Annotated in this window: 16 protein-coding genes; 8 read left to right on the top strand and 8 right to left on the bottom strand. The window is 75.2% G+C overall.

Features of this window, described 5'->3' with window-relative positions; translation table 11 throughout:
• Positions 1 to 15: 15 nt before the first annotated feature.
• Entirely contained in the window at positions 16 to 3,222 is a 3,207-nt protein-coding gene (locus tag ACIGZJ_RS12840; protein ID WP_396457208.1) for a M28 family peptidase, read from the bottom strand.
• 335 nt (positions 3,223 to 3,557) lie between these two features.
• On the opposite strand from ACIGZJ_RS12840, the gene ACIGZJ_RS12835 reads away from it, so the two are divergent.
• Positions 3,558 to 5,018, top strand: a complete 1,461-nt coding sequence (locus ACIGZJ_RS12835; RefSeq protein WP_396457207.1) for a helix-turn-helix domain-containing protein — start codon at positions 3,558 to 3,560, stop codon at positions 5,016 to 5,018.
• A 182-nt stretch (positions 5,019 to 5,200) separates the two neighbouring features.
• Complete coding sequence (locus ACIGZJ_RS12830; protein ID WP_396457206.1) at positions 5,201 to 6,481, top strand: MFS transporter; 1,281 nt, start codon at positions 5,201 to 5,203, stop codon at positions 6,479 to 6,481.
• A gap of 35 nt (positions 6,482 to 6,516) precedes the next feature.
• Here the strand turns inward: ACIGZJ_RS12830 and ACIGZJ_RS12825 are convergent, their stop codons facing one another.
• The 7 genes from ACIGZJ_RS12825 to ACIGZJ_RS12795 form a co-directional block, all read right to left on the bottom strand.
• Entirely contained in the window at positions 6,517 to 7,395 is an 879-nt protein-coding gene (locus ACIGZJ_RS12825; RefSeq protein WP_396457205.1) for a helix-turn-helix domain-containing protein, read from the bottom strand.
• Between the two features lie 121 nt (positions 7,396 to 7,516).
• The gene (locus ACIGZJ_RS12820; protein WP_396457204.1) at positions 7,517 to 8,359 is read right to left on the bottom strand and encodes a class I SAM-dependent methyltransferase; all 843 of its coding nucleotides are present in this window, start codon (positions 8,357 to 8,359) and stop codon (positions 7,517 to 7,519) included.
• A complete protein-coding gene (locus ACIGZJ_RS12815) occupies positions 8,356 to 9,873 on the bottom strand; it encodes a 4-hydroxyphenylacetate 3-hydroxylase family protein (protein ID WP_396457203.1) in 1,518 nt (505 codons plus the stop codon). The genes ACIGZJ_RS12820 and ACIGZJ_RS12815 overlap by 4 nt, the downstream gene beginning before the upstream one ends.
• Positions 9,870 to 10,469 carry a flavin reductase family protein gene (locus tag ACIGZJ_RS12810; protein WP_396457202.1) on the bottom strand — a complete coding sequence of 200 codons (600 nt, stop codon included), beginning with the start codon at positions 10,467 to 10,469 and terminating at the stop codon, positions 9,870 to 9,872. Before ACIGZJ_RS12810 ends, ACIGZJ_RS12815 begins: the two co-directional genes overlap by 4 nt.
• Positions 10,466 to 12,301, bottom strand: coding sequence for an asparagine synthase (glutamine-hydrolyzing) (gene asnB, locus ACIGZJ_RS12805; RefSeq protein ID WP_396457201.1), 1,836 nt, complete (start codon positions 12,299 to 12,301; stop codon positions 10,466 to 10,468). The genes ACIGZJ_RS12810 and asnB overlap by 4 nt, the downstream gene beginning before the upstream one ends.
• Positions 12,302 to 13,069 (bottom strand): hypothetical protein, encoded by a 768-nt coding sequence (locus ACIGZJ_RS12800; RefSeq protein WP_396457200.1) that lies wholly within the window; start codon positions 13,067 to 13,069, stop codon positions 12,302 to 12,304. It lies immediately after the preceding gene.
• Between the two features lie 290 nt (positions 13,070 to 13,359).
• On the bottom strand, positions 13,360 to 14,283 hold the full coding sequence (locus tag ACIGZJ_RS12795; RefSeq protein WP_396457199.1) for a LuxR C-terminal-related transcriptional regulator: 924 nt from the start codon (positions 14,281 to 14,283) through the stop codon (positions 13,360 to 13,362).
• A gap of 717 nt (positions 14,284 to 15,000) precedes the next feature.
• Between ACIGZJ_RS12795 and ACIGZJ_RS12790 the strand changes: the two genes are divergently transcribed.
• From ACIGZJ_RS12790 to ACIGZJ_RS12765, 6 genes are all read left to right on the top strand, one after another.
• Entirely contained in the window at positions 15,001 to 15,945 is a 945-nt protein-coding gene (locus ACIGZJ_RS12790; RefSeq protein WP_396457198.1) for an ABC transporter permease, read from the top strand.
• Position 15,946: 1 nt separating this feature from the next.
• A complete protein-coding gene (locus ACIGZJ_RS12785; RefSeq protein ID WP_396457197.1) occupies positions 15,947 to 16,834 on the top strand; it encodes an ABC transporter permease in 888 nt (295 codons plus the stop codon).
• Positions 16,831 to 17,613 (top strand): ABC transporter ATP-binding protein, encoded by a 783-nt coding sequence (locus ACIGZJ_RS12780; protein ID WP_396457196.1) that lies wholly within the window; start codon positions 16,831 to 16,833, stop codon positions 17,611 to 17,613. The genes ACIGZJ_RS12785 and ACIGZJ_RS12780 overlap by 4 nt, the downstream gene beginning before the upstream one ends.
• Positions 17,610 to 18,431, top strand: coding sequence for an ABC transporter ATP-binding protein (locus ACIGZJ_RS12775; RefSeq protein WP_396457195.1), 822 nt, complete (start codon positions 17,610 to 17,612; stop codon positions 18,429 to 18,431). Before ACIGZJ_RS12780 ends, ACIGZJ_RS12775 begins: the two co-directional genes overlap by 4 nt.
• Positions 18,432 to 18,487: 56 nt before the next feature.
• Complete coding sequence (locus ACIGZJ_RS12770) at positions 18,488 to 20,107, top strand: ABC transporter substrate-binding protein (protein ID WP_396457194.1); 1,620 nt, start codon at positions 18,488 to 18,490, stop codon at positions 20,105 to 20,107.
• Positions 20,108 to 20,182: 75 nt separating this feature from the next.
• On the top strand, positions 20,183 to 21,232 hold the full coding sequence (locus ACIGZJ_RS12765; protein WP_396457193.1) for an LLM class F420-dependent oxidoreductase: 1,050 nt from the start codon (positions 20,183 to 20,185) through the stop codon (positions 21,230 to 21,232).
• Positions 21,233 to 21,282 lie beyond the last annotated feature (50 nt).

The raw sequence follows: 21,282 nt of genomic DNA, 5'->3' as shown, positions 1-21,282 counted from the left end.
GTCCCATCAGACGGGTCAGAGGCGCTGCCAGAGGGCGGGGACGATCGGCGGCTCCCAGCCGACCTGGGCCTGGTGGCCCTGGATGCAGCGGTAGCTCACCCCGTTGTAGGTGACGGTGTCACCCGCCTTGTAGACCGTCCCGGCCGCCCAGGTGCCGCCCGGGTTGCCCGGGTCGGTGCCGACGACCAGCGTGTAGGAGGTGCTGTGGGTGGCGCTTCCGGTCCCGGTCACCGTGATGGTGTACGTGCCGGGGGCGGTCGAGGAGCCGACCGACACCGTCAGCGTCGAGGACGAACCGGCCTGCACCGAGGACGGGTTGAAGGAGACGGTGGTGCCGCTCGGCGCGCCGGAGGCGGTGAGGTTCACCGTCTTCGAACTGCCGGAGACGACGGAGGTGTTGACCGTCGCGGTGGTGGTGCCGCCGGGGAGGGCGTTGCCGGTCGCGGGGCTCACCGCGAGGGCGTAGTCGTCGGTCGGCGTGGTGCCGCCGCCGACCGAGGTCTTCCACAGGGTGTACGCGACGCCGTCGGCGCTGCGGTCCAGCGCGATGCTGCTGATGTTGGCGGTGGTGTCGCAGGACTGGTGGTAGCAGGAGTCGTACGCCCGGTTGGCCGTACCGCCCCACTTCGCGGCCTGCGTCGAGGACTTGGTGTCGCTGGCGCCCGCCGCGTACCCGGAGGTGGGGATGCCGCCCTGCTGGAAGGAGTAGTCGTCGGAGCGGCCCTGGCCCTCCACGTTCTCCTCCGGCTGCAGGCTCAGCGAGTCCCAGTACGCCTTCATCGGCGCGGCGGCGGCGGAGTTGATGTTGTTGATGAAGTAGCCGGCGTTGGGCGAGCCGACCATGTCGAAGTTGTAGTAGGCCTTGATGGCGGAGCGCTGCGTGGAGCCCAGCTGGCCGACGTAGTACTGGGAGCCCTGGAGGCCCTGCTCCTCACCGGTCCACCAGGCGAACCGGACGTGCCGGGTCAGGTTGGGGTTCTGCTGCGCCAGCACCAGGGCGGTCTCCAGCAGGACGGCCGAGCCGGAGCCGTTGTCGTTGATGCCGGGACCGGCGGCGACGCTGTCCAGGTGGGCGCCGAACATCGTGACCTGGTCGGCGGGGCCGCCCGGCCAGTCGGCGACCAGGTTGTTGGAGGAGTAGGTGCAGGAGGTGCAGGTCTGCTCGGAGACGGTGTAGCCGGCCGCCTGCAGCTTGGCCTTGATGTACGCGACGGACTGTGAGTGCCCGGCGCTGCCGGCCCGGCGGTTTCCGCCGTTCTGCGAGGCGATGGTGTTCAGCTGGGTCAGGTGCGCCTGCACCTTGGCCACGTCGATGTCGGGCGGGGTGCCGCCCGGGGTGCCGCCGTTCACCGTCAGCGTGTACTGCGCGGTGTGGGTGATCGTGCCGGCGGCGGTGACGGTGATCGGGTAGGTGCCGGGGGCCGTCGTGGCGGAGGTCGACACCGTCAGCGTCGAGGACGAACCGGCCTGCACCGAGGACGGGTTGAAGGTGACGGTGGCGCCGCTCGGCGCACCGGAGGCGCTCAGGTTGACGGTCTGTGCGGAGCCGGACACCACGGCGGTGTTGACCGTCGCGGTGGTCGAGGCGCCGGGCTGGACCGAACCGGAGCCCGGCAGGAGCGACAGCGAGAAGTCGTTGCCGCCCTGCGGCGTGCAGGTGGGCTCACCGCTCTGCGCGGGCACGCTGATCGCGTCCCAGGCCGCCTTGGTGCGGTTGAAGGCGGTGCAGCTGGTGTCGATGCTCTTGGCGGCGGTCAGGGTGGTGACCCGGTACTTCTTGTAGGTCATGCCGCTGGTCTTCAGCAGCATGCCGCCGTAGAAGATCCGCCCGGCGTCCTTGATGCCCACACCGGTGACCGTGGAGTTGTTGCAGGTCGGGCTGGAGGGCTTGCCGCCGCCCGGGGCGGAACCCTCGGCGAGCAGGTAGAACCAGTGGTTCAGCGGGCCCGCCGCGGCGTGCACCTCGGTGCTCGGGATCGAGGAGGAGTAGCAGTTGGGGTTGTTGCTCACCAGCGAGGGGTTGTACATGTTGCGGATCGGGCCGCTGCCGACCAGGTTGATCATCTCGCCGACGAGGTAGTCGGGGTTGTCGTACGGGGCCGGCTCGTTGGCGTACGCCTCGGTGAGCGCGCCGAAGATGTCGCCGGTGCCCTCGCCGAGGCCGTTCTCGTTGTTGGCGCCGCCGGGCGTGTACTGGTCGATGCCGTGGCCGAACTCGTGGCCGACGACGTCGATCGAGGCGATCCACTCGTTGGCGTTGTTGTGGCCGATCGAGACGGACGTGCCGTCCCAGTAGGCGTTGACGTCGTTCAGACCGACCTTGACCGGCCAGCTGCCGCCGTTGCCGTTGTGCCCGTTGCGGCCCAGCCAGTCGCGGAGCATGTCCCATTCCTTCTGCGCCGCGAACATCACGTCGGCGCAGCCGGTCTCCTTGCTGGTCGGGTTGCCGGTGCCCCAGGAGTCCGAGGACTTGGAGAACACCTGGCCGCTGCTGTAGTCGGCACAGGTGAGCCCGGGCCGGTTGGGGTCGCGCAGCGAGTACGAGCCGCCGGAGGCCGTGGTGCTGATGGTGACCGGGGCGGGTCCGTTCCACTTGCTGTTGGCGGTGCCGGCCTGGACGTCGTCGTAGCTGTCGACGACCTCGCCGGTGCGGGCGTCCACGAAGACGTGCAGCCGGCTGGGCGCGCTGTCGGTGCGGCCGTTCAGCACGGTCTCCCAGGCGAGCCGGCTGGTGCCGTCCTTGACCCGGACCACCAGGCGGCGGCTGTCGACGCCGGTGACGGCGGCCAGCTTGGCGCGGGAGGTCTTCTCGGCCTGGGCGGCGCTGACGGTGGCCTTGGTGGAGACGCCGATCGGTCCGGTGGAGGCGGACTGGAGGCCGCGGATCCGGCCCTGGCCGTCGGCCAGCACGACGGCGTCGCCGCCGACCACCGGCAGACCGCGGTAGCTGCGCTCGTAGGCGACCGAGTAGATCCCGTCGATCCACGGGGTCACCGTCTGCCGCTCGTAGCTCTCGTCCGGGCCCTTGGCGAGGGCGTCCAGACCGGCGGCGGTCGCCTGGTCGGCGGCGGAGACGGCGGCGGCCAGTGCGCTCGGCGGGGCCGGTGACGGGAGTGGCGCGGCGGTGGCCGCCCCGCCGGTGGTGGTGGCGAGCAGACCGGCCAGGACGGTCAGGGTCGTTCCGGCCGTCAGCAATCTGCCCTTGGTTATCTTGCGTTGCATCGAGGCTCCTCGGAGGTGGGGGTCCTCGACCGCGGACGTCGCGCTTGTGGCGCTCTCTACGGGGCCGCCCGGCGGACGGCCGTGCGGGGGGTGTGTCCGCGCTCGGGTGCCGGAACCCTCACACGCCGTCATGCCCCGGTCAACGCCTTGGTCTTGGTGACGGCGGCTTCGGCAAGTTCTGTCAAACCCGGCGCTCCGACGAGCGGCCGGTCCGAAAATTGGTTGAGACCACCTCATGTACGGACCGGGTCCGCGTCGAGTACCGTCCAGACAGCGGCGGCCCACCCGAAGGCCCGCCGACGGGGGGAGACCGAGGGGATCGGGGAGGGTTGCCCGTGCACCGCAACCGCAACCGCGCCGACGCGCCCACCGACGCCCCGCCCGGGCCCGCCTCCGCCGACGCCTGGCGGACCTTCGGCACCCGGCTGCGCCACTGGCGCCGCCGCGCGGGCTTCACCCAGGCCCAGCTCGGCGCCGCCGTCGGCTACGACCACACCGCCATCAGCAGGTTCGAGCACGGCACCCGCCGGGCCGGCCCGCGGCTGGCCGCCCGGTTCGACGAACTGCTCGCGGCCGACGGCGACCTGCTCACCGCCTGCCGCCGGGCCGAGGAGCAGGACGAGGACGGCCGCCCGCCCGCCCCCACCGGACTCGCCCGCCCGCCGCTGCCCGGCGGCCCCGCCCCCGACGAGGGCCTCGCACCGCTGCCGCCGCTCGCCGCCCTGCTGCCCGCCCGCCTCCCCGACTACGGGCTGCTCTGCCCGCTGCACGGCGCCGCCGGGTGCGCCGTCCCCTCGCCCGCCGACATCGCCGGCCTGCACGCCGCCTTCTGCGCCGCCCGCCCGGCCGGCCCGCCGCCCCTGGACGCCGACACCGCGCACGCCCTCACCGGCCTCCTCGCCGTCCACCTGCGGGCCGGCGAGGAGAGCCTGCGCCCGGGGCTGCCCACCGTCGAGCACACCCTGCGGGCCATCCTGCGGCGGCTCGCGCTGACCGCGGACGCCCGCGCCCGCCGCCCGCTCGCCCGGCTCGCCGCCGAGTACGCCCACGCCGCCGGGGGCCTGCGGATGCAGACCGGTCGCAACGCCACCGCGATGGCCTGCTTCGACCGGGCGCTCACCTGGTCCGAACTCGCCGACGACCCGGGCACCCAGGTCGCCGCGCTCAGCGACATGAGCACCCTCGCCCGGCTGGAGGGCGACGCCGCCTCGGCCCTCGGCTACGCCCGCGAGATCGGTCGCGCCGCCCCCGGCACACACTGGGCGGGCGCGATGGCGCAGGTCTCCCAGGCCCGCGCGCACGGCCTGGCCGGCGACGTCCGCGAGACCGTCCGGCACATCGGCCGCGCCCGGCTGCACCTCGACCACATCGGCGCGGGGGACGAGTTCGACGCGCCCTGGCTCTCCATCGCCTCGATGCGCCTGCGGGTCGAGGCCGGCGCCGCGGCCGCCCTGCGGGACGCCGCCGCGACGGTCGGCGACCCCCGGCTCGCGCTGCGCGCCGCCGAGGCCGCCTACACCGCGTTACGACTCCTGGCGCCAAACCAACTCCCCAGCTCCAGATTGCTGTTCACCATCCGCATCGCCGACTGCCACCTCTGCGCCCACGACCCGCAGGCCGCCGTCGAACTTCTCGACCCGCTCCTGGCCGACGCCCGGACCGACGCCGACGAAGCCGCGCTCCCCGCCCTGGTCCGCCATGAACTGCGCGGTCTGCGCGGCCGGTTGGCCGCCCACCCGACCCGGCACCCGGGCGTCACCGCCACCACCCGCCGACTGGCCGAACTCACCCGCTGAGCCCACCCGCAGAACCCGGCGGTGGAGCCTGTGAGCAGGGGTCACAGGATGATCGCCTGTCTGGCTGCCCGCCCCGGCCGACCCGACGATGGCGGCATCGGACGCCCTGCCACCCGCCGCGGCCGCCATCCGCCCGTCGTCCGAGGGCGCGGCCGCGCCCGAACGACAAGGTGGTGATCGCTGTGAGCAGCATCTCCGACCCGCCCCTGCCCGAGCGGACGAGGACCGGGCCGGCGGTGGCCGAGGAACCGTCGGCAGCCGCACCCGCACCCGCAGCCGACCCCGCCCCGGGCTTCGACCGGTGGCGCTACGCCGGGGTGTTCGTGCTGCTGTTCCTGTTCGGCACCGAGACCTTCCTGGTGTCGCCGCTGCTCCCGACCATCGCCGAGTCGATCCGCACGAGCGAGTCGGCCGCCGCGGCCAGCGTCACCGCCTACGTCCTGGTGTACGCGGTCTCCGCGCCCTTCCTCGGCCTGCTGAGCGACCGCTTCGGGCGCCGCCGCACCCTGCTGGCCGGCACCCTGCTCTTCGTGGCGTCGAACGCGGCCGCCGCGCTCTCCACCGGCCTGACCCTGCTGGTGCTCTCCCGCGCGGTGGCCGGACTGGCCGCGGCCGCGGCCGGCCCGGCGATCTGGGCGCACATCGCGGAGACCGCGCCGGACGCGGTCCGCGGCCGGGCCCTCGGCCTGGGCATGGCGCTGTTCTCCTCCGGCCAGGTGATCGGCGTGCCGCTGGGCGGCTTCCTGGCCGGGCTGGCCGGCTGGCGCTCGGCGTTCTGGGCGCTGGCCGTCGGCACCGCGGCGGCCGTCCCGCTGCTGCTGCGCCAGGTGAAGGGGAGCACCGCGCCGGCCGGCCCGCAGGTGGGGGCGGTCCGGGCGGTCCTGGCCGGCTGGGGCGATCCGGCGCTGCGCCGGGCCCTGCTGGTGAACACCGTCTTCCACGCGGCGAACCTGGGCGGGTACACCTTCCTCGGCGCGGTGCTCGTCCAGCGCTTCGACCTGTCGGTGGAGGCGCTCGGCCTGGTGGGCGTGCTGGTCGGCGCGGGCAGCGTGGCGGGCTCTCTGCTGGGCGGCCGGCTCGGCGACCGCGCGCGGGCGGCCGGGCGCAGCGACCTGCCGCTGCTGCCGCTCTGGGGCGTGCTGCTGGCGGTCGGCATCGCGGTCTTCGCGCAGGGCCCGGTCCTGGTGGTCGCGCTCGCGGGGGTGGTGGTCTGGTTCCTGGCCTCCGGGAGCTTCGTGACGGACCAGCAGACGCTGGCCGGCACCCTCGCCCCCGAGCTGCGCGCCACCTCCAGCGCCTGGCTGACCTCGACGATGTACGCGGGCACCGGCCTGGGCGCCTGGGCGGTGGGCGCGTTCGACGACGTGGCGGACGGCACCCTGCTGGTCGGCGGGGGGCTGGCGCTGCTCGCCGCGCTCGGCGGCCTGGCGGTCAACCTCCGCCTGCGCCGGGCCGCCGCCTGACGTGCCCGAGAACGCCTGACGGAGCCAGCGAGGCTTCAGCCGGCCCGGCGGTCCTCCGCCGGGCCGCCGGCGACGGCGCGCAGCGGGTGCGCCACCAGGTCGGTCATCCGGGCCCGGTCGGCGGCGCCCGCCGGAGTGAACAGCAGCACCAGCGCCGACGGGTCGTCGACCGGGTGGAACGAGGACAGCGCGAGCCGGACCGGGCCGATCCCGGCCGGTTCGACGGTGACGGTCCGGGCGGTCAGCTCCGCCACCGAGTGGCAGCCCCACCAGTGGCGGAGCTCCGGCGCGTCGGCGTCCAGGCGGCGGTAGACCTCGCCGGTGCGGGAGTCGCCCAGGGCGGGCCCGGCCTGCGCGCGGAAGTGCTGGAAGACGTTCATCGCGAGCGGCTCCCAGTCGTGCAGCACGGCGCGCAGCCGGTTGTCGGCGGCCATCAGCCACATCAGGTTGCGCCGGTCGGCGGGGACGGCCTCGGGCGCGCCCCAGAGCGCGGCCCAGGCGGGGTTCCAGCCCAGCAGGTCGAAGTACCGGTCGAGCAGCACGGCCGGGCTGGTCGGCCAGGAGTCCAGGACGGGCTGGACGGCCTCGGCCAGTCGGCCGGGACCCTGCTCCCCGCCGGCCGGCGACGGCTCGTGGTACCCGGCGAGCCGCATGGCGTGCCGCAGCCCGGCCGCGTCCAGCCGCAGGGCCCGGGCGACGGCCTCCAGGACCTGCCGGGAGGCGGTGACCCGGCCCTGCTCCAGCCAGGTGTACCAGGCCAGGCCGACGCCGGACAGCGAGGCGACCTCCTCGCGGCGCAGGCCGGGGGTGCGGCGCCGGGCGGTGGCGGTGAGGCCGACGTCGGCGGGCTTGAGGAGTTCCCGGTGGGCGCGCAGGAAGGCGCCGAGTTCCTGTCCGGCGGCGGGAGTTGACACGGTGGTGCTCCTCGGCGGGAGGCGGTGCGGGCTGTTCCAGAGTAGGCGGTGCCCGCCGGTGGTGGGGCCCTGGAGAGGTCCCAACCGGCGGGCATCACACAGTGTTAACAATGGCGCGCGGTCAGCGGGGCGTCAGCTGCCAGAGCCGGACCGGCATGTGGCTGACGTGGCCGCGCTCGCGCTGTCGGCGCCAGGCGCTCTCGCCGACGGCGCGGAAGAACGCGGCCCGCCGCTCGGCCGGGACGAGCCGGCTGTAGTAGTCGCCGAAGGTCGCGGCATGGAAGTGCTCGTACTGCTCGGCGCTCTCGACGGTGACCACGGCGTCGCGCTCCAGGTGCCCGTCGACGGCGAGGTGCGGGCCCAGCACCCGGGCCAGGTCGTCGACGGTCCGGGTGCGGACGGCGATCGGCAGCACCCCGCCGCGCTCGAACACGCCGGGGACGGCGTCCTGCGGGGTGCCGAGGGCGACCAGGGCGTCGCGGACCAGTTCGTCCTCGCCGCCGAGGCCGTGCGCGTCCCGGGCCGGGTGGTAGGTGGTGAGCAGGAACCGGCCGCCGGGGGCGAGGTGTTCGGCGGCCCAGGCGAAGATCCGCTCCTCGTCCGGGTGGAGCCAGTGCAGTACCGAGGTCTGGGTGATCACCTCGGCCCGGTGCGGCAGCGGCTCGGGCGCGGTGAGGTCGGCCTGGTGCAGGGCGACCCGCGCGCCGTACGGCCGCAGCCGCTCGGCCGCCTCGGCCAGCCGGTGCTCGGAGCGCTCCAGGCCCACGGCGAGCCGCAGTTCGGGGAAGCGCTCCAGCGCCGCCTGGAGCAGCTGGCCGATGCCGCTGCCGAGGTCGATCAGGGTCTGCGGGGCGGTGGTGAGCTGGTCGAGGACCCAGTCGCGGTCCTGGACCTGGCGCAGCCGGCTGGCGTCGGCGTACCCGGCGAGGGTGCGGGCCTGGATCTCGACGGCGGACGCGGTCACGGTCGGGCCTCCGGAAGGGTGGTGGTGGGGTGGTCGGCGGCGGGTCGGTCGACGAGGTCCAGCAGCCGCTGTCGGGCGGCGCTCTGGTCGTACCGTCGGTAGAGGTTGATCCGGTTGCGGGCGAGGTCGCCGCGGTGCACGTACTCGTAGAGGTCCTGGCGCTGGCCGAAGCCGTCCCCGGTGAGCTCCCAGGCGAGCCGGAACAGCCGGGACTTGCGCTCGGCGTCGATGCCGCGCCCGCGCATGTAGCGGTCGAGGTGCGGGCGCAGCCGGGGGTTGGCGAGGTCGCCGGCGGTGGGCTGGATCAGCAGGCCGGACGCGCCGATCCGGCGGACGATCTCGACGGCGCTGCCGGCCACCTCGGCGGACCAGACGCGGGAGGCGGCGGTGTCGCCGGGGGCGAACAGGCCGCCGTCGGTGACGCTGCCGCGGGCCTCGGCGGCGTCGAGGAAGTACTCGGTGAGCTCGGCGTACCCGGCGAGCCGGCCCAGGTCCTCCTGGATGTTGCGGAAGCCGTCCACGCCGATCGACTCGGCGACCAGGGTGGCGGTGGCCAGCAGGGTGCGCAGCCGCTCGCGGTAGCGGATGTGGCCGACGTACGCGCTCCAGGCGTTGATCCGCCCGAGTCCGGTGCGGGCCAACTCGCCGTCGCGGAGCAGGAAGACGCGGTCCCAGGGGACGAGCACGTCGTCGAAGAAGAGCATCGCGTCCTGCTCGTCGAAGCGCGCGCCGAGCGGGTGGGCGTGGCCCCAGGGGGCGCTGCCGAGCGGCTCGCGGGCGAGCGTGACCAGGCCGGGGGTGTTCAGCGGCAGGGCGAACCAGACCACGAACTGCTCGCCGCGGCGCTGGGTGAACGAGGCCGACAGGTAGACCAGCACCTCGTTGGCGAGCGGGGCGAGCGTGGTGAGCTGCTTGGCGCCGCGCACCACGATGCCGCGCTCGTTCTCCTCCAGGACCCGCAGGGCCAGGTCCGGGTCGTCCACCGGATCGGCGGAGCGGTCGATCTGCGGATCGCCGAGGGCGTGCGAGAGCACCAGGTCGTTGGTGGCGCAGTGCCGGTACCAGGCCTCGGCGTTGGCGCCGAAGCGCGGGTCGGCGGCGGCCAGCCGGTGGCGGAAGTCGTAGACGCCGACGGCGATCGAGGCCATGAAGGCAGGGGAGCGGCCCTGCTGGCCGAGCGCCTCGGCGTGCCAGAACTCGGCGCTGCGGCGCTGCAGCCGGAGGTCCTCCAGGGTGCGCGGCGGCTGATAGGCGCGGGCGAGCCGCAGACCGCTCTCCGGGTCCTTCCAGGTGAGCAGTTCGTGGTGCTCGGGGTCGTGCTGGAGGTCGATCAGCCGGGCGAGTTCGTCGGCGGCCGGGCGGAAGGCGGGGTGCTCGGCCGGGTTGTCGATCCGCCGGCCGTCGAGGTACAGCTCGCGGCCGTCGTCGAGTTCGGCCCGGTACCGGTCGCCGGTGAGCAGGCCGCGGGCGGCGCCGGGGGTGCCCGGGCCGCGGTCCGTTTCCAGCAGGGTCATGTGCCGACTCCTGTCGAGGTGAGGGGGGCGGGGGCCAGCAGCCGGTACTGGCCGTCGTGGTAGAGCAGCGGCTCTTCGGCGTCGGTGCCGCTGTCGGTATCGATGTCGGAGCCGGCGGCGGCGACCCGGCCGACCAGGATGGTGTGGTCGCCGCCCGGCAGCAGGCCGTGCAGCCGGCAGTCGAACCAGGCCAGGGCGTCCTCCAGGACGGGGGCGCCGGTGGTCTCGGGCCGCATCGGCACGGCGGTGAACACGCCGAGTGCGCGGCCGGCGCCGGGTGCGGCGAAGCGCCGGGCGACCGCGATCTGACGACTCGTCAGGACGGAGACGGCGAACCGGCCGGAGCCGCGCACCGCGGCCGCCAGCGGGCTGTGCCGGCTGACCGCGACGGTGACCAGCAGCGGGTCGAGGGAGAGGGTGCAGAACGAGGACACCGTCTTGGCGAAGACCTCGTCCCCGGCCCGGGTGGTGACGACCGCGACCCCGGTGCTCCAGCCGCGGGCGGCGGCCCGGAAGGCGGCCTCGGTGGCGGATCCGGCCGACGCGGCAGGTGCGGTGGGTGCGGCGGCCTGCGGGCTCCGGGCGGGGGCGCTCATCGCAGCCCCACCTTGTACGCCCGCAGCCACTCGTCGACCTGGACGAGGTGGTCCAGCCCGCCGACCGGGTTCGGCGCGGTCCGCGGTCCGGGCAGCGGCCGGCCCGCGGCCAGCAGGCCGCGGACGGCCTCCCGGTCCACCAGGTCGAACACCGGCGCGTTCGGGTCGGCCAGCAGCTCCCGGGCCCGTTCCGTCAGCACCTCGGTGTAGCGGACGGCCGGGGTGGACGGGTAGCCGCTCTTCGGCCGGTCGGCCACCTGCGGGGGCAGCAGGTCCCGGACGGCGTCGCGCAGCAGGCCCTTGGAGCGCCCCTGCGGTGCCTTCAGCGCCCACGGGACGTTCCACAGGTACTCCACCAGGCGGTGGTCGCAGAACGGCACCCGCACCTCCAGGCCCACCGACATCGACACCCGGTCCACCCGGTCCAGCAGCGGGGGCAGCCAGCGCGTCAGCGCCAGGTGGAACACCTCGCGGATCCGGGCCTGTTCGGCCGGCTCCCCGGCCAGCCGCGGCACCTCGGCGATCGAGCGGTGGTAGGCGGCGGCCGTGTACTCCTCGGGGCGGACCTCGGCCGCCACCTCGGGGCGCAGCAGCGCCGCCGGGGTGGTCCGGCCGTGCAGCCAGGGGAAGGTCGGCGCGGCGAGGGCCGCCGGGTCGTGGAAGTACGGGTAGCCGCCGAAGATCTCGTCGGCGGCCTCGCCGGAGAGCGCCACCGTGGAGCGCCGCCGCACCTCGCGGAAGAGCAGGTGCAGCGAGGCGTCCATCTCGCCCCAGCCGGGCCGGTCGCGGGCGCGCAGCACGGCGTCCCGGGCGTCCAGCAGGTCGTCGTCGGGCACCAGCACGGAGGTGTGCAGGGTGCCGATGTGGTCGGCGGCGGCCTGCACGTAGGGGGCGTCGAGGGTGGTGCGCCAGGCGTCGGGGGTGCGGTCGGCGCTGCCGGGGAAGTCCACCGAGAAGCTGGAGATCTTGCCCTGGCCGGCCCGTTCGCGGGCGGCGGCGGCCAGCGCGGTGACGGCGCTGGAGTCCACGCCGCCGGAGAGCAGGGTGCAGAGCGGGACGTCGCTGATCAGCTGGCGCTCCACCGCGTCGGCGAGCAGGGCGCGGACGGTGTCGCGGGTGGTCGCCTCGTCGTCCGGGTGCTCGGCCGACTCCAGCCGCCAGTACCGCAGTTCGCGGGTGGCGCCGCGGGTGACGCTGACCAGGTGGCCGGGGCGGACCTCGTGCAGGCCGCGGAACAGCCCGTGCCCGGTGCTCGGCGCGGCCGGCAGGGCGAACAGTTCGGCGATGCCCTCGGCGTCCAGCTCGGCGCGGAACAGCGGGTTGGCGAGCACCGCCTTCGGCTCGGAGCCGAACAGCACCCCTCCCGGGTGGGCGTGCCAGTACAGCGGTTTGATGCCCAGGTGGTCGCGGACCAGCAGCAGTTCCTCGCGCCGGTCGTCCCAGAGGGCGTACGCGAAGATGCCGTTGAACCGGGTCGGCGCGTCCCGGCCCCACTGGAGGTGGGCGCGGAGCACCACCTCGGTGTCGGAGCGGGTCCGGAACGCGTGGCCCAGGGCCTCCAGCTCGGCCCGCAGCTCACGGTGGTTGTACAGCTCGCCGTTGTAGCCGAGGACCGTGCCGGGCGGCCCGGACGGGCGGTCCGGCAGCGGCTGGGCGCCGCCGTCCAGGTCGATCACGGACAGCCGGCGGTGGCCGATCGCGGCGTGCCGGGACAGCCAGACGCCGTCCGCGTCGGGGCCGCGGCAGAGCAGGGTGGCGGTCATCTCCCGCAGCACGCGCTCCTGGTGGCGCAGGTCGGTGTGCCAGTCGATCCAACCGGTGACTCCGCACATTCAGGACTCCCGGGACTCGTCGGTGGTGGCGGCCTCGGGTGCGCAGGCCTCCCAGCGGCAGCCGTGGCCGGTCGGGCCGTTGTGCAGGCGGTGGGAGGGGCGGTGGCCCTTGGCCCGGATGTTGGCGGAGAGCGCCTCGGTGCAGTAGGTGCACGGCGAGGCGAGCGTGATCCGGACACCGGAGCGGCGGGCCTGCTCGCGGTAGTCCCAGATCGCGCAGTGCGTGATGGTCAGCGCGGCCCGTTCGGCGGAGGGTGCCGGGTCGTCGTCGAACTCGTAGTCGGATCCGTACAGTTCGGCCTGCCGGGCGATCCGGTGGATCGGATCGGCGGCGCCCCGGCCGTAGTCCGGTTCGACCTCCCGGTGCACCTCGGCGTTGGAGCGCGCCCAGGCCGCCAGCACCTCCTCGCCGTACCGGGCCACCAGGAACCGCTCCATCAGCGCCTGGCCGCGGAAGAACACCCGCTGCCACTCGGCGGCGGGGGCGCCCGGGCCCGGCAGGTCGGCGAAGATCTCCGACTGGAGGGCGAACCAGTCGGTCAGGTGCAGTTCGTCACCCCGCGAGACCAGGTAGCGGGTGAGGCCCGCCTCGGCCTCGTGCAGCCGCCGGCGCCACAGCGCGGACCGGTCGGCGTCGGGCATCGCCCGGTACGGGGACCGGGTCTCGGGCCGGGGGCGGGCGCCGGTGCCCGCCGCGGCCAGCACGGCCGTCAGCCCCCCGGCCTCCGGCCCGTTCGGATCACCGGTTCCGTCGGTCACATCACCCATCGGGCCGTCTCCCTTCGGCTTCACGTGCAGCTCGGACCGCTTGTCGTCTGCCGCCACGCTACGGATCGGGGTGACGGCGCCAGTAGCCCCGAACGGAGCCGGCCGGGGCGCCGATGGTCGCCGTCGGGATGCTCCGAAGGTCGCCCGGACCGGTCGGAGGCGACCGGTCCGGCACACGGGTGAGGGCGGGCCCCGCACAAGGCGGGACCCGCCCTCGGGGCGGTTCGTCGGAGCGGTTCGTCGGAGCGGTTCGTCGGGGCGGTTCGTCGGGGCGCGCCCGGATCGGGCGGTCAGCCCGCCAGGCCGTGCCGGTGGGCGTAGAGGGCGGCGCGCAGCCGGTCGGACTGGCCGGTCTTGCGCATGGCCTGGGTCAGGTGCTTCTTCACGGTGGCCTCGGCCAGGGCGAGTTCGCGCCCGATCTCGGCATTGCTCAGGCCGAGCCCGAGTTTGGCGAGCACCTCGCGCTCCCGACCGGTCAACCCGGCCTGCTGGGGCGGCGGTTCGGCGGCATGCGGCGGTGGAACGGCCTGGTGGGTGCGGGCGGCCGGCGGCGCCGGCAGGAACACCGACCCGCCGGCCGCGGCGAGTTGGACCGCGCCGATGATCCGCTCCTCGGCGAGGTCGAGCGGGAAGCAGCCGCTGGCCCCGGCCAGCAGGATCCGGCTGGCCTCGGCGGTGGACTCGGCCCGGCGCAGCAGCAGGACCCGGGCGCCGGGTGCGCCGTCCGGCCCGCGCAGTGCGACCACGGCGGCCAGGTCGTCGCCGAGCCCGGCCCCCCGGCCGAGCAGGATCACATCGGGTCTGACCCGGTGCACGGCGGCCACCGCGCGCACCGGGTCCCCGGTGGACCCGACCACGCTCAGGCCCGGCACGGTGGCCAGCACGCTGCGCAGTCCGGCGCTGGCCACCGGGTGCCGTTCGACCAGGAACACCCGGGTGGCGGTGGGGTGGTGGCGGTCCTCGGCCGCGCACATCGGGTGGCCGCAGGCGCAGCCGCCGGTCGTCCGGGCGGGCGGCGCCGGTTCGGCCAGCAGCTGGTGGCCGGCGATCAGGTCGAGCGGGTTGTCGATCTCGGCGTGCAGCGAGTCGACCGGGGCGTCCGCGGCCGCGGACTGCTCCGGGGCGCCGAGGGCGGCGCCGCGCTGCGGTCGGCGGGCGGGGTGGCGGCGGCCCCGGTGGCCGGCCGGCGCGGAGAACTTGCTCAGTGCTGCCATCGCGGGCCTCCGGGTACGGAGGGCAGGTCGGTGTGGTGCGGCATCGCGGATGCGGTCCCCTCGGAAATGGCGGGCCGGCCCGGTGGGCACGGCGCTACGGCGGGGATCCGGGGCGGCGCCCGACGGGGCGCGCGGGACGGATCCCGGGGTGAGGAGGAGGGCGCCGACCGGCCGCGGGTGTGGTCTCGGGAGGGTCAGCGCGCGTCGCGCAGTGGACACAGCTCGTCGAAGCACCTGCGGTGCCAGGAGCCGCCGATCCCGACCAGGGTGAAGTCGGTCCGCCGATAAACCATGTGGGAACCCTAGTTCCGGCCGCTCTTGCAGGTCAAGGACAGGACCGGGCCCCAGCGGCCGGGGCAGCGCCTCACCGCCCACCGCCGATCCTGTGATCAGCGGTAACAGCATGAACTCCTGACTGGCTGTCCGGTCCGCACCTCCGCAACCCTCCTCACATCGGCCGGAGCCGTGGACCGCCCCGTGCGGACGTCCTCGCCGACCCGCCCCGAGGCCGCCGCAGGACCAGGCCGGAAGCCACCGCGGACCCGGCCCGGCCCGCTGCCCACCCCGTTCCGCCCACCCCGTTCTGTCCACCCTGCTCTCTCCACCCCGCCGCGTGACCCGAACCGCCCACCCCGGAAGGACACCCCGCCCCATGCCCGCCCCGCCCCACCGGCCCGCCGCCGGCCCGTCCGGCGCCCCGACCCGGAGGGCCGGCGGGTGACCGGCTTCCTGCTCCGCCGCCTGCTGCTGGCCGTCCCCACCCTGCTCGGTGTCACCGCCGTGGTCTACGCGACCGTCGCCCTCGTCCCCGGCGACCCGGTCGCGGCCTTCCTCGGCCCCGGCGCCCCGCCCGAGGCCCGCCGGGAGCTCACCGAACGGCTCGGCCTGGACCGGGCCCTGCCCGTCCGCTACGCGGAATGGCTGGGGCACGCCCTCACCGGCGACCTCGGCACCTCCGTCTCCAACCAGCGCCCGGTCTCCGCACTGCTGCTCCCCGCCCTCGGCCAGACCCTGACCCTGACCGCCGCCGCCTTCCTGCTGGTCCTGCTCGGCGGCACCGCCCTCGGCGCGCTCGGCGCACTGCGCCCGCACGGAGTCGGCGGCCGGCTCTCCGGCGCGCTGTCCACCCTGGCGGTCTCCGCCCCGCAGTACTCGGTGGCGCTGCTGCTGATCGCCGTGTTCTCGGTCCAGCTGCGCTGGCTGCCGGCCGGCGGCACCCACGACGTGTTCGGCTCCGGCGGCCCGGCCGACCTGGTCCGGCACCTGGTGCTCCCCGCCCTCGCCGCCGCGCTCGTCCCGCTCGGCCTCACCGCCCGGGTGTTCCGGGCCGCGCTCGGCTCGGTGCTCGCCGGCGACCTCGCCGACGGCCTGCGCGCCCGCGGACTGGGCCGGGCCGCCGTGCTGCGGCACTGCGTGCACAACGCCTCGCCCGCGCTGCTGACCATCGGCGGCCTGCAACTCGCCTACCTGCTGGAGGGGGTGGTCTTCGTGGAGACCCTGTTCGCCTGGCCCGGCATCGGCCGGCTGCTCTACGACGGGCTGACCGCCCGCGACCTGCCGCTGGTCCAGGGCGGGGTGCTGGTGGTCGCGGTGGCGTTCGTCGGCGTCAACATCCTGGTCGACGCGGCGCACGCGGCGATCGATCCCCGGGTGAGGAGCTGACATGGCGTCGAGAAGAGCGGGCGTCCTCGTCCCCGCCGCACTGGCCGTCCTGCTGGTCCTGGTCGCCGCCGCCGCGCCGCTGCTCGCCCCCGACGACCCGACGGCCGGCCGCCTCCAGGACCGGCTGCTCGACCCGGGCACCCCTGGCCACCTGCTCGGCACCGACGGCCAGGGCCGCGACCTGCTGAGCCGGCTGATCTGGGCCGCCCGGGCCTCGCTCACCGGCGGGCTCGTCCCGGTGGCCGTCGCCGCCGTCGCCGGAGCCCTGCTCGGCATCGCGGCCGCCCTCGGCAGCCGGTTCACCGAACAGGCCCTGCTGCGCTCGCTGGACGTGCTCTACGCCTTCCCCGGGGTGTTGCTGGCGATCGCCGTCGCCACCCTGCTGCGGCCCGGCCTCGGCGCGACCGTCCTCGCGCTGTCGGTGGTGCTCACCCCGGCGGTCGCCCGGGTGGCGTTCACCGAGACGCGGCGGATCCGCTCCGCCGAGTACCTGGAGGCCGCCCGGGTGAGCGGCGCCGGCTGGGGCGCGCTCGTCCTGCGCCAGGTCCTGCCGGTGGTGGCGCCCGTGGTGCTGGTGTACGCCTCCTCGTTGGTCGGGCTCTCCATCGTGTACGCCGCCGGCCTCTCCTTCCTCGGCCTAGGCGTCGCCCCGCCCACCGCCGAGTGGGGCGCGATGCTCGACGAGCTGCGGCCCGCCCTGCTCACCCACCCGTGGGTGGCCGTCCTGCCCGGCCTCGCCATCCTGGTGGTCTCGGTCGTCTTCAACACCCTCGGCGAGGCCCTGCGCACCCGCATCGGGGACGGCGCCGCGCGCCTTCCGGAGGCCGCCCGCCTTCCGGAGGCCGCGCACCTCCCAGAGGCCGCCCACCTCCCGGAGGCCGTCCGATGAGCGCGCTGCTGGAGGTCGAGGACCTCACCGTCGAGTACCCCGGCGGGGTGCGGGCGGTGGACGGGGTGTCGCTCACCCTCGGCGCGGGCGGCGCGCTGGTGCTGCTCGGCGAGTCCGGGAGCGGCAAGACCACCGTCGCCCGCACCCTGCTCGGCCTGCCCGGCCGCGGAGCCCTGGTCACCGGTTCGGTCCGGCTGGAGGGCGCCGACCTGGGGGCCCTCGGCGAGCGGGAGCTGTCCGCGATCCGCGGCCGGCGGATCGGGTACGTGCCGCAGGACCCGACGGCCTCGCTCGACCCGCTGCGCCGGATCGGCCCCCAGCTCGCCGAGGTGCTGCGCCGCCACCGGGTCGCCGACGGCCGTCGGGCGGCCCGCGAGGCCGTGCCGAAGCTGCTCGCCACCGCCGGCATCCCCGACCCGGAGCGGGTCGCCCGCGCCTACCCGCACGAGCTCTCCGGCGGGCTGCGCCAGCGGGCCGCGATCGCCCTCGCGGTCTGCTGCGGTCCCGGGCTGCTGATCGCCGACGAGCCGACCACCGCCCTGGACGCCCTGGTCCGCGGCCGCATCCTGGACCTCTTCGCCACCCTGCGCGCCGACTGCGGCATCGCGCTGCTGCTGGTCACCCACGACCTCGCGGCCGCCCGGCGGGTCGGCGGGACGGTCGCGGTGATGCGGGCCGGGCGGGTCGTCGAGCACGGCCCGGCCGAGCGGGTCCTCGCCGACCCGGACCACGCCTTCACCGCGGCCCTGGTCGCCGCCGAACCGGGAGCACGCCGATGACGGGCAGGCCGATGACGGGCACACCGCCGACGGGCGATCCGTCGACCCTCGGGGAACAGCCCGCGCTGCTCGCCGTCGACGGCGCGGTCAAGCGCTACCGCGACCGGAGCGCCCTGGACGGCGTCAGCCTGACCGTCGCACCGGGCGAGACCGTCGGCCTGGTCGGCGAGTCCGGCTCCGGCAAGTCCACCCTGGCCCGGCTCGCCCTCGGCCTGCTGACCCCCGACGCGGGCACCGTGCGCTTCGCCGGCCGCGACCCGTCCCGGCTGCGCGGACGCGCCGACCGTGCCGTCCGCGGCCGGCTCCAGTTCGTGCCGCAGCACCCGCGCGGCTCGCTCAACCCCGGCCTGCGGGCCGGCGAGGCGGTCGCCTTCGCGCTGCGCCTGCACGGCACCCCCCGCCGCGACCGGCCGGCGGCCGTCGCCCGCCTCTTCGAACAGGTCGGCCTCGCCCCGGGCCTGGCGGACCGCTACCCCCGCGAGCTGTCCGGCGGGCAGCTCCAGCGGGTGGCCGTGGCGCGGGCCCTGGCCACCGGCCCCGACCTGGTGGTCTGCGACGAACCGACCTCCGCGCTGGACCGCAGCGTCCAGGCCCGGCTGCTCGACCTGCTCACCGAACTCCAGCAACGCACCGGCCTGGCCTACCTGTTCATCTCCCACGACCTCGCCGTGGTCCGGCACCTGGCGCACCGGGTGCTGGTCCTGCGGCACGGCCGGGTGCTGGAGGAGGGCCCGGCCGCCGAGCTCTGGGACGCCCCCGCCCACCCGTACACCCGGGCGCTGCTCGAAGCCGCCACCGGCCGCCCCCCGGGCACCTGAACCACCCGCACCCTTCCCACCTGCACTCTCCAGCTCTCCAGATGAACGAGGACCCCATGAGGCACAACGCCCGCATCCGCTCCAGAGCCGCCGCGCTGTCGGCCGCCGCCGTCCTGCTCACGGTCGCCGGCTGCGCCTCCGGCACCGACGGCAGCGGCGCCGCGGGCGCGGGCGGCGACGAGCGCGGCGGCACCCTGGTGATCGGCGCCACCGGCAGGCTGCCCAACCCCGACACCGTGATCGGCGGCGCCGGCTTCGAGGGCAAGCGCCTGGTCGGCTTCCAGATCTACGAGGGCCTCACCCGCTACGAACTCCTCAAGGACACCGACCGGCCGCCGGTGGTCACCGGCGCCCTCGCCACCTCCTGGGAGGTCGCCGCCGACGCCAGGACCTGGACCTTCACCCTCCGCAAGGGCGTCACCTTCCAGGACGGCACCCCGTTCGACGCCGACGCCGTGCTCTTCAACCTGGCCCGCTACCTGGACCGGAACAGCCCCGAGTACACCGACGCGCTCGGCGCCGCCGCCAAGGAGTACGCGGGCGACATCGCCTCCTACCGCAAGACCGACGAGGACCACGTCGAACTGGTCACCAAGGAGCCCAACGGCCACTTCCCCGAGGACCTCGCCCACGTCCTGATCGCCAGCCCCACCGCGGTGCGCCGGACCGGCTCCGCCGACTTCTCCCAGCACCCGGTCGGCACCGGCCCGTTCGCCTTCGCCTCGCAGACCGAGGGCCAGGAGATCGACCTGGTCGCCAACAAGACCTACTGGCGGGGCGCCCCCAAGCTCGACAAGCTGGTGATCAAGGCGCTCCCGGACGCCGCCGCCCGCACCGCCGCGCTGCGCTCCGGCGGCGTGAACTGGATCGAGTACCCCAACCCCGACGACATCGACAGCCTCAAGGCCGACGGCGTCCGGATCGCCGGCAACAGCTACGACCACCTCTGGTACTGGATCCTGGACACCGCCAAGGCGCCCTGGAACAACCCGCTGGTCCGCCGGGCCGCCAACTACGCGATCGACCGCAAGGCCATCGCCGAGAAGCTGCTGCACGGCACCGCCGACCCCGCCTACCAGGCCGCACCGCGGGCCACCGCCGCCTACGACCCGGCCGGCGACGTCTACTCCTACGACCCGGCCAAGGCCAGGCAGTTGCTCGCCGAGGCCGGCCTCCCGAACGGCTTCGCCACCTCCGTCACGGTGCCCACCGGCGGCTCCGGCAACCTGCTGCCGGTACCGATCGCCGAGGCCCTCCAGCGCGACCTCGCCGCCGTCGGCATCAAGGTCGAGCTGCGCACCACCGACTGGACGACCCTGATCGGCGCCGAGGCCAAGGGCCAGGTCGCGCTCGGCTCGGACGCCATCGCCCAGTCCACCACGCTGTTCCAGTCCGAGGCGCTGCTGCCGCTGTTCATCGGCTCCAAGAGCCCGTTCTGGACCGGCCACTACGCCAACCCGCAGGTGGACGAGCTGCTCGACTCCTCCGCCGCCTCGGCCGACCAGGCCGGCCGGCAGGCGGGCTACCGCAAGGCGCTCTCCCTGGTCACCCAGGACGCGCCCTGGCTCTTCGTGGTCAACGACCGCAACCCGCGGGCCCTTTCGCCCAAGGTCCAGGGCCTGGTCCAGCCGCAGTCCTGGTTCCTCGACCTGACCACCGTCCGGGTCGGCAGGTAGCCCGCCCGCCGGCCGGCCCCGACCGGGCGGCGCACGCACCACACCCAAGGCACCACAGGAAGGACGGCCATTCCCATGACCGCCCCGCACCAGCCGCACCACCTCACCCAGGCCGTCCCGGCGACCGCGCCGCCCGCCGAACCGCCGAAGTGGGGCGTCACCCTCCCGCTGCCGGGCCTGACCATCGACCGGCACCGGTTCCTCGTCGAACGGCTCCCCGACCTCGGCTACACCGACGTCTGGAGCGCCGAGGGCGGCGGCACCGACGCCTTCACCCCGCTCGCCGCCACCGCCGCCTGGTCGCCGAGCCTGCGGATCGGCACCGGCATCGTCCCGGTGCACACCCGCGGCCCGGCCGTACTCGCCCAGACCGCCGCGACGCTGGCCCAACTCGCCCCAGGCAGGCTGCTGCTGGGCATCGGAGCCTCGGTGCCGGCGCACGTCACCGACATCAACGGGATCCCGTTCGACGAGCCGTTCAAACGCACCAGGGACGTGCTGCGCTTCGTCACCAGGGCGCTGCGCGGCGAACACGTCTCCGGCGACTTCGACACCTTCTCGATCAGCGGCTACCGGCTGCCGCACCCGCCCGCCGACCCGGTCAAGGTCATCCTCGGCGCCCTGCGCCCCAACATGCTGCGGCTCGGCTTCACCGAGGGCGACGGCGCCATCACCAACCTGCTGTTCCCGCAGGACGTACCGAAGATCCTGGACGCCGTCGGCCCGCAGCCGCCCGGCAAGGAACTGGTGGTCAAGGTGTTCGTCTGCCCGACCGAGGACACCGACTACGCGCACCGGGCCAGCCGGCCCTTCCTCGCCTGGATCCTGAACCGCGAGCCGTACCGGAAGTTCCACGAATGGCTGGGCCACGGCGACCTGCTCGCCGAGACCCACCAGCGCTGGGCGGCCGGCGATCCGGAGGGCGCCCAGAAGGCCCTGCCGGACGAGGTGGTCGACGGACTGTTCGTCAGCGGCTCCCCCGAGGAGTGCCGCGAGCGCATCCTCGCCTACCACCGGCCCGGCGTCACCACCATCCAGCTGTACATCTCCCTGCCGCCCGAGGTCTTCGTCAGCCGCTCCCGGCTGCTCGACACCCTGGCCCGGCTCGGCCCGGCCGCGCTCTAGGTCCTCTCCTTCGGATCACGCCGGGTGGTCGCCACCGACCCTCCACGTCA

It is taken from the genome of Kitasatospora sp. NPDC052868 (assembly GCF_044547105.1).
GTDB lineage: Bacteria > Actinomycetota > Actinomycetes > Streptomycetales > Streptomycetaceae > Kitasatospora.
Note: the sequence above shows the minus strand (reverse complement) of the source record. Positions and strands in the feature narration are given on the sequence as shown.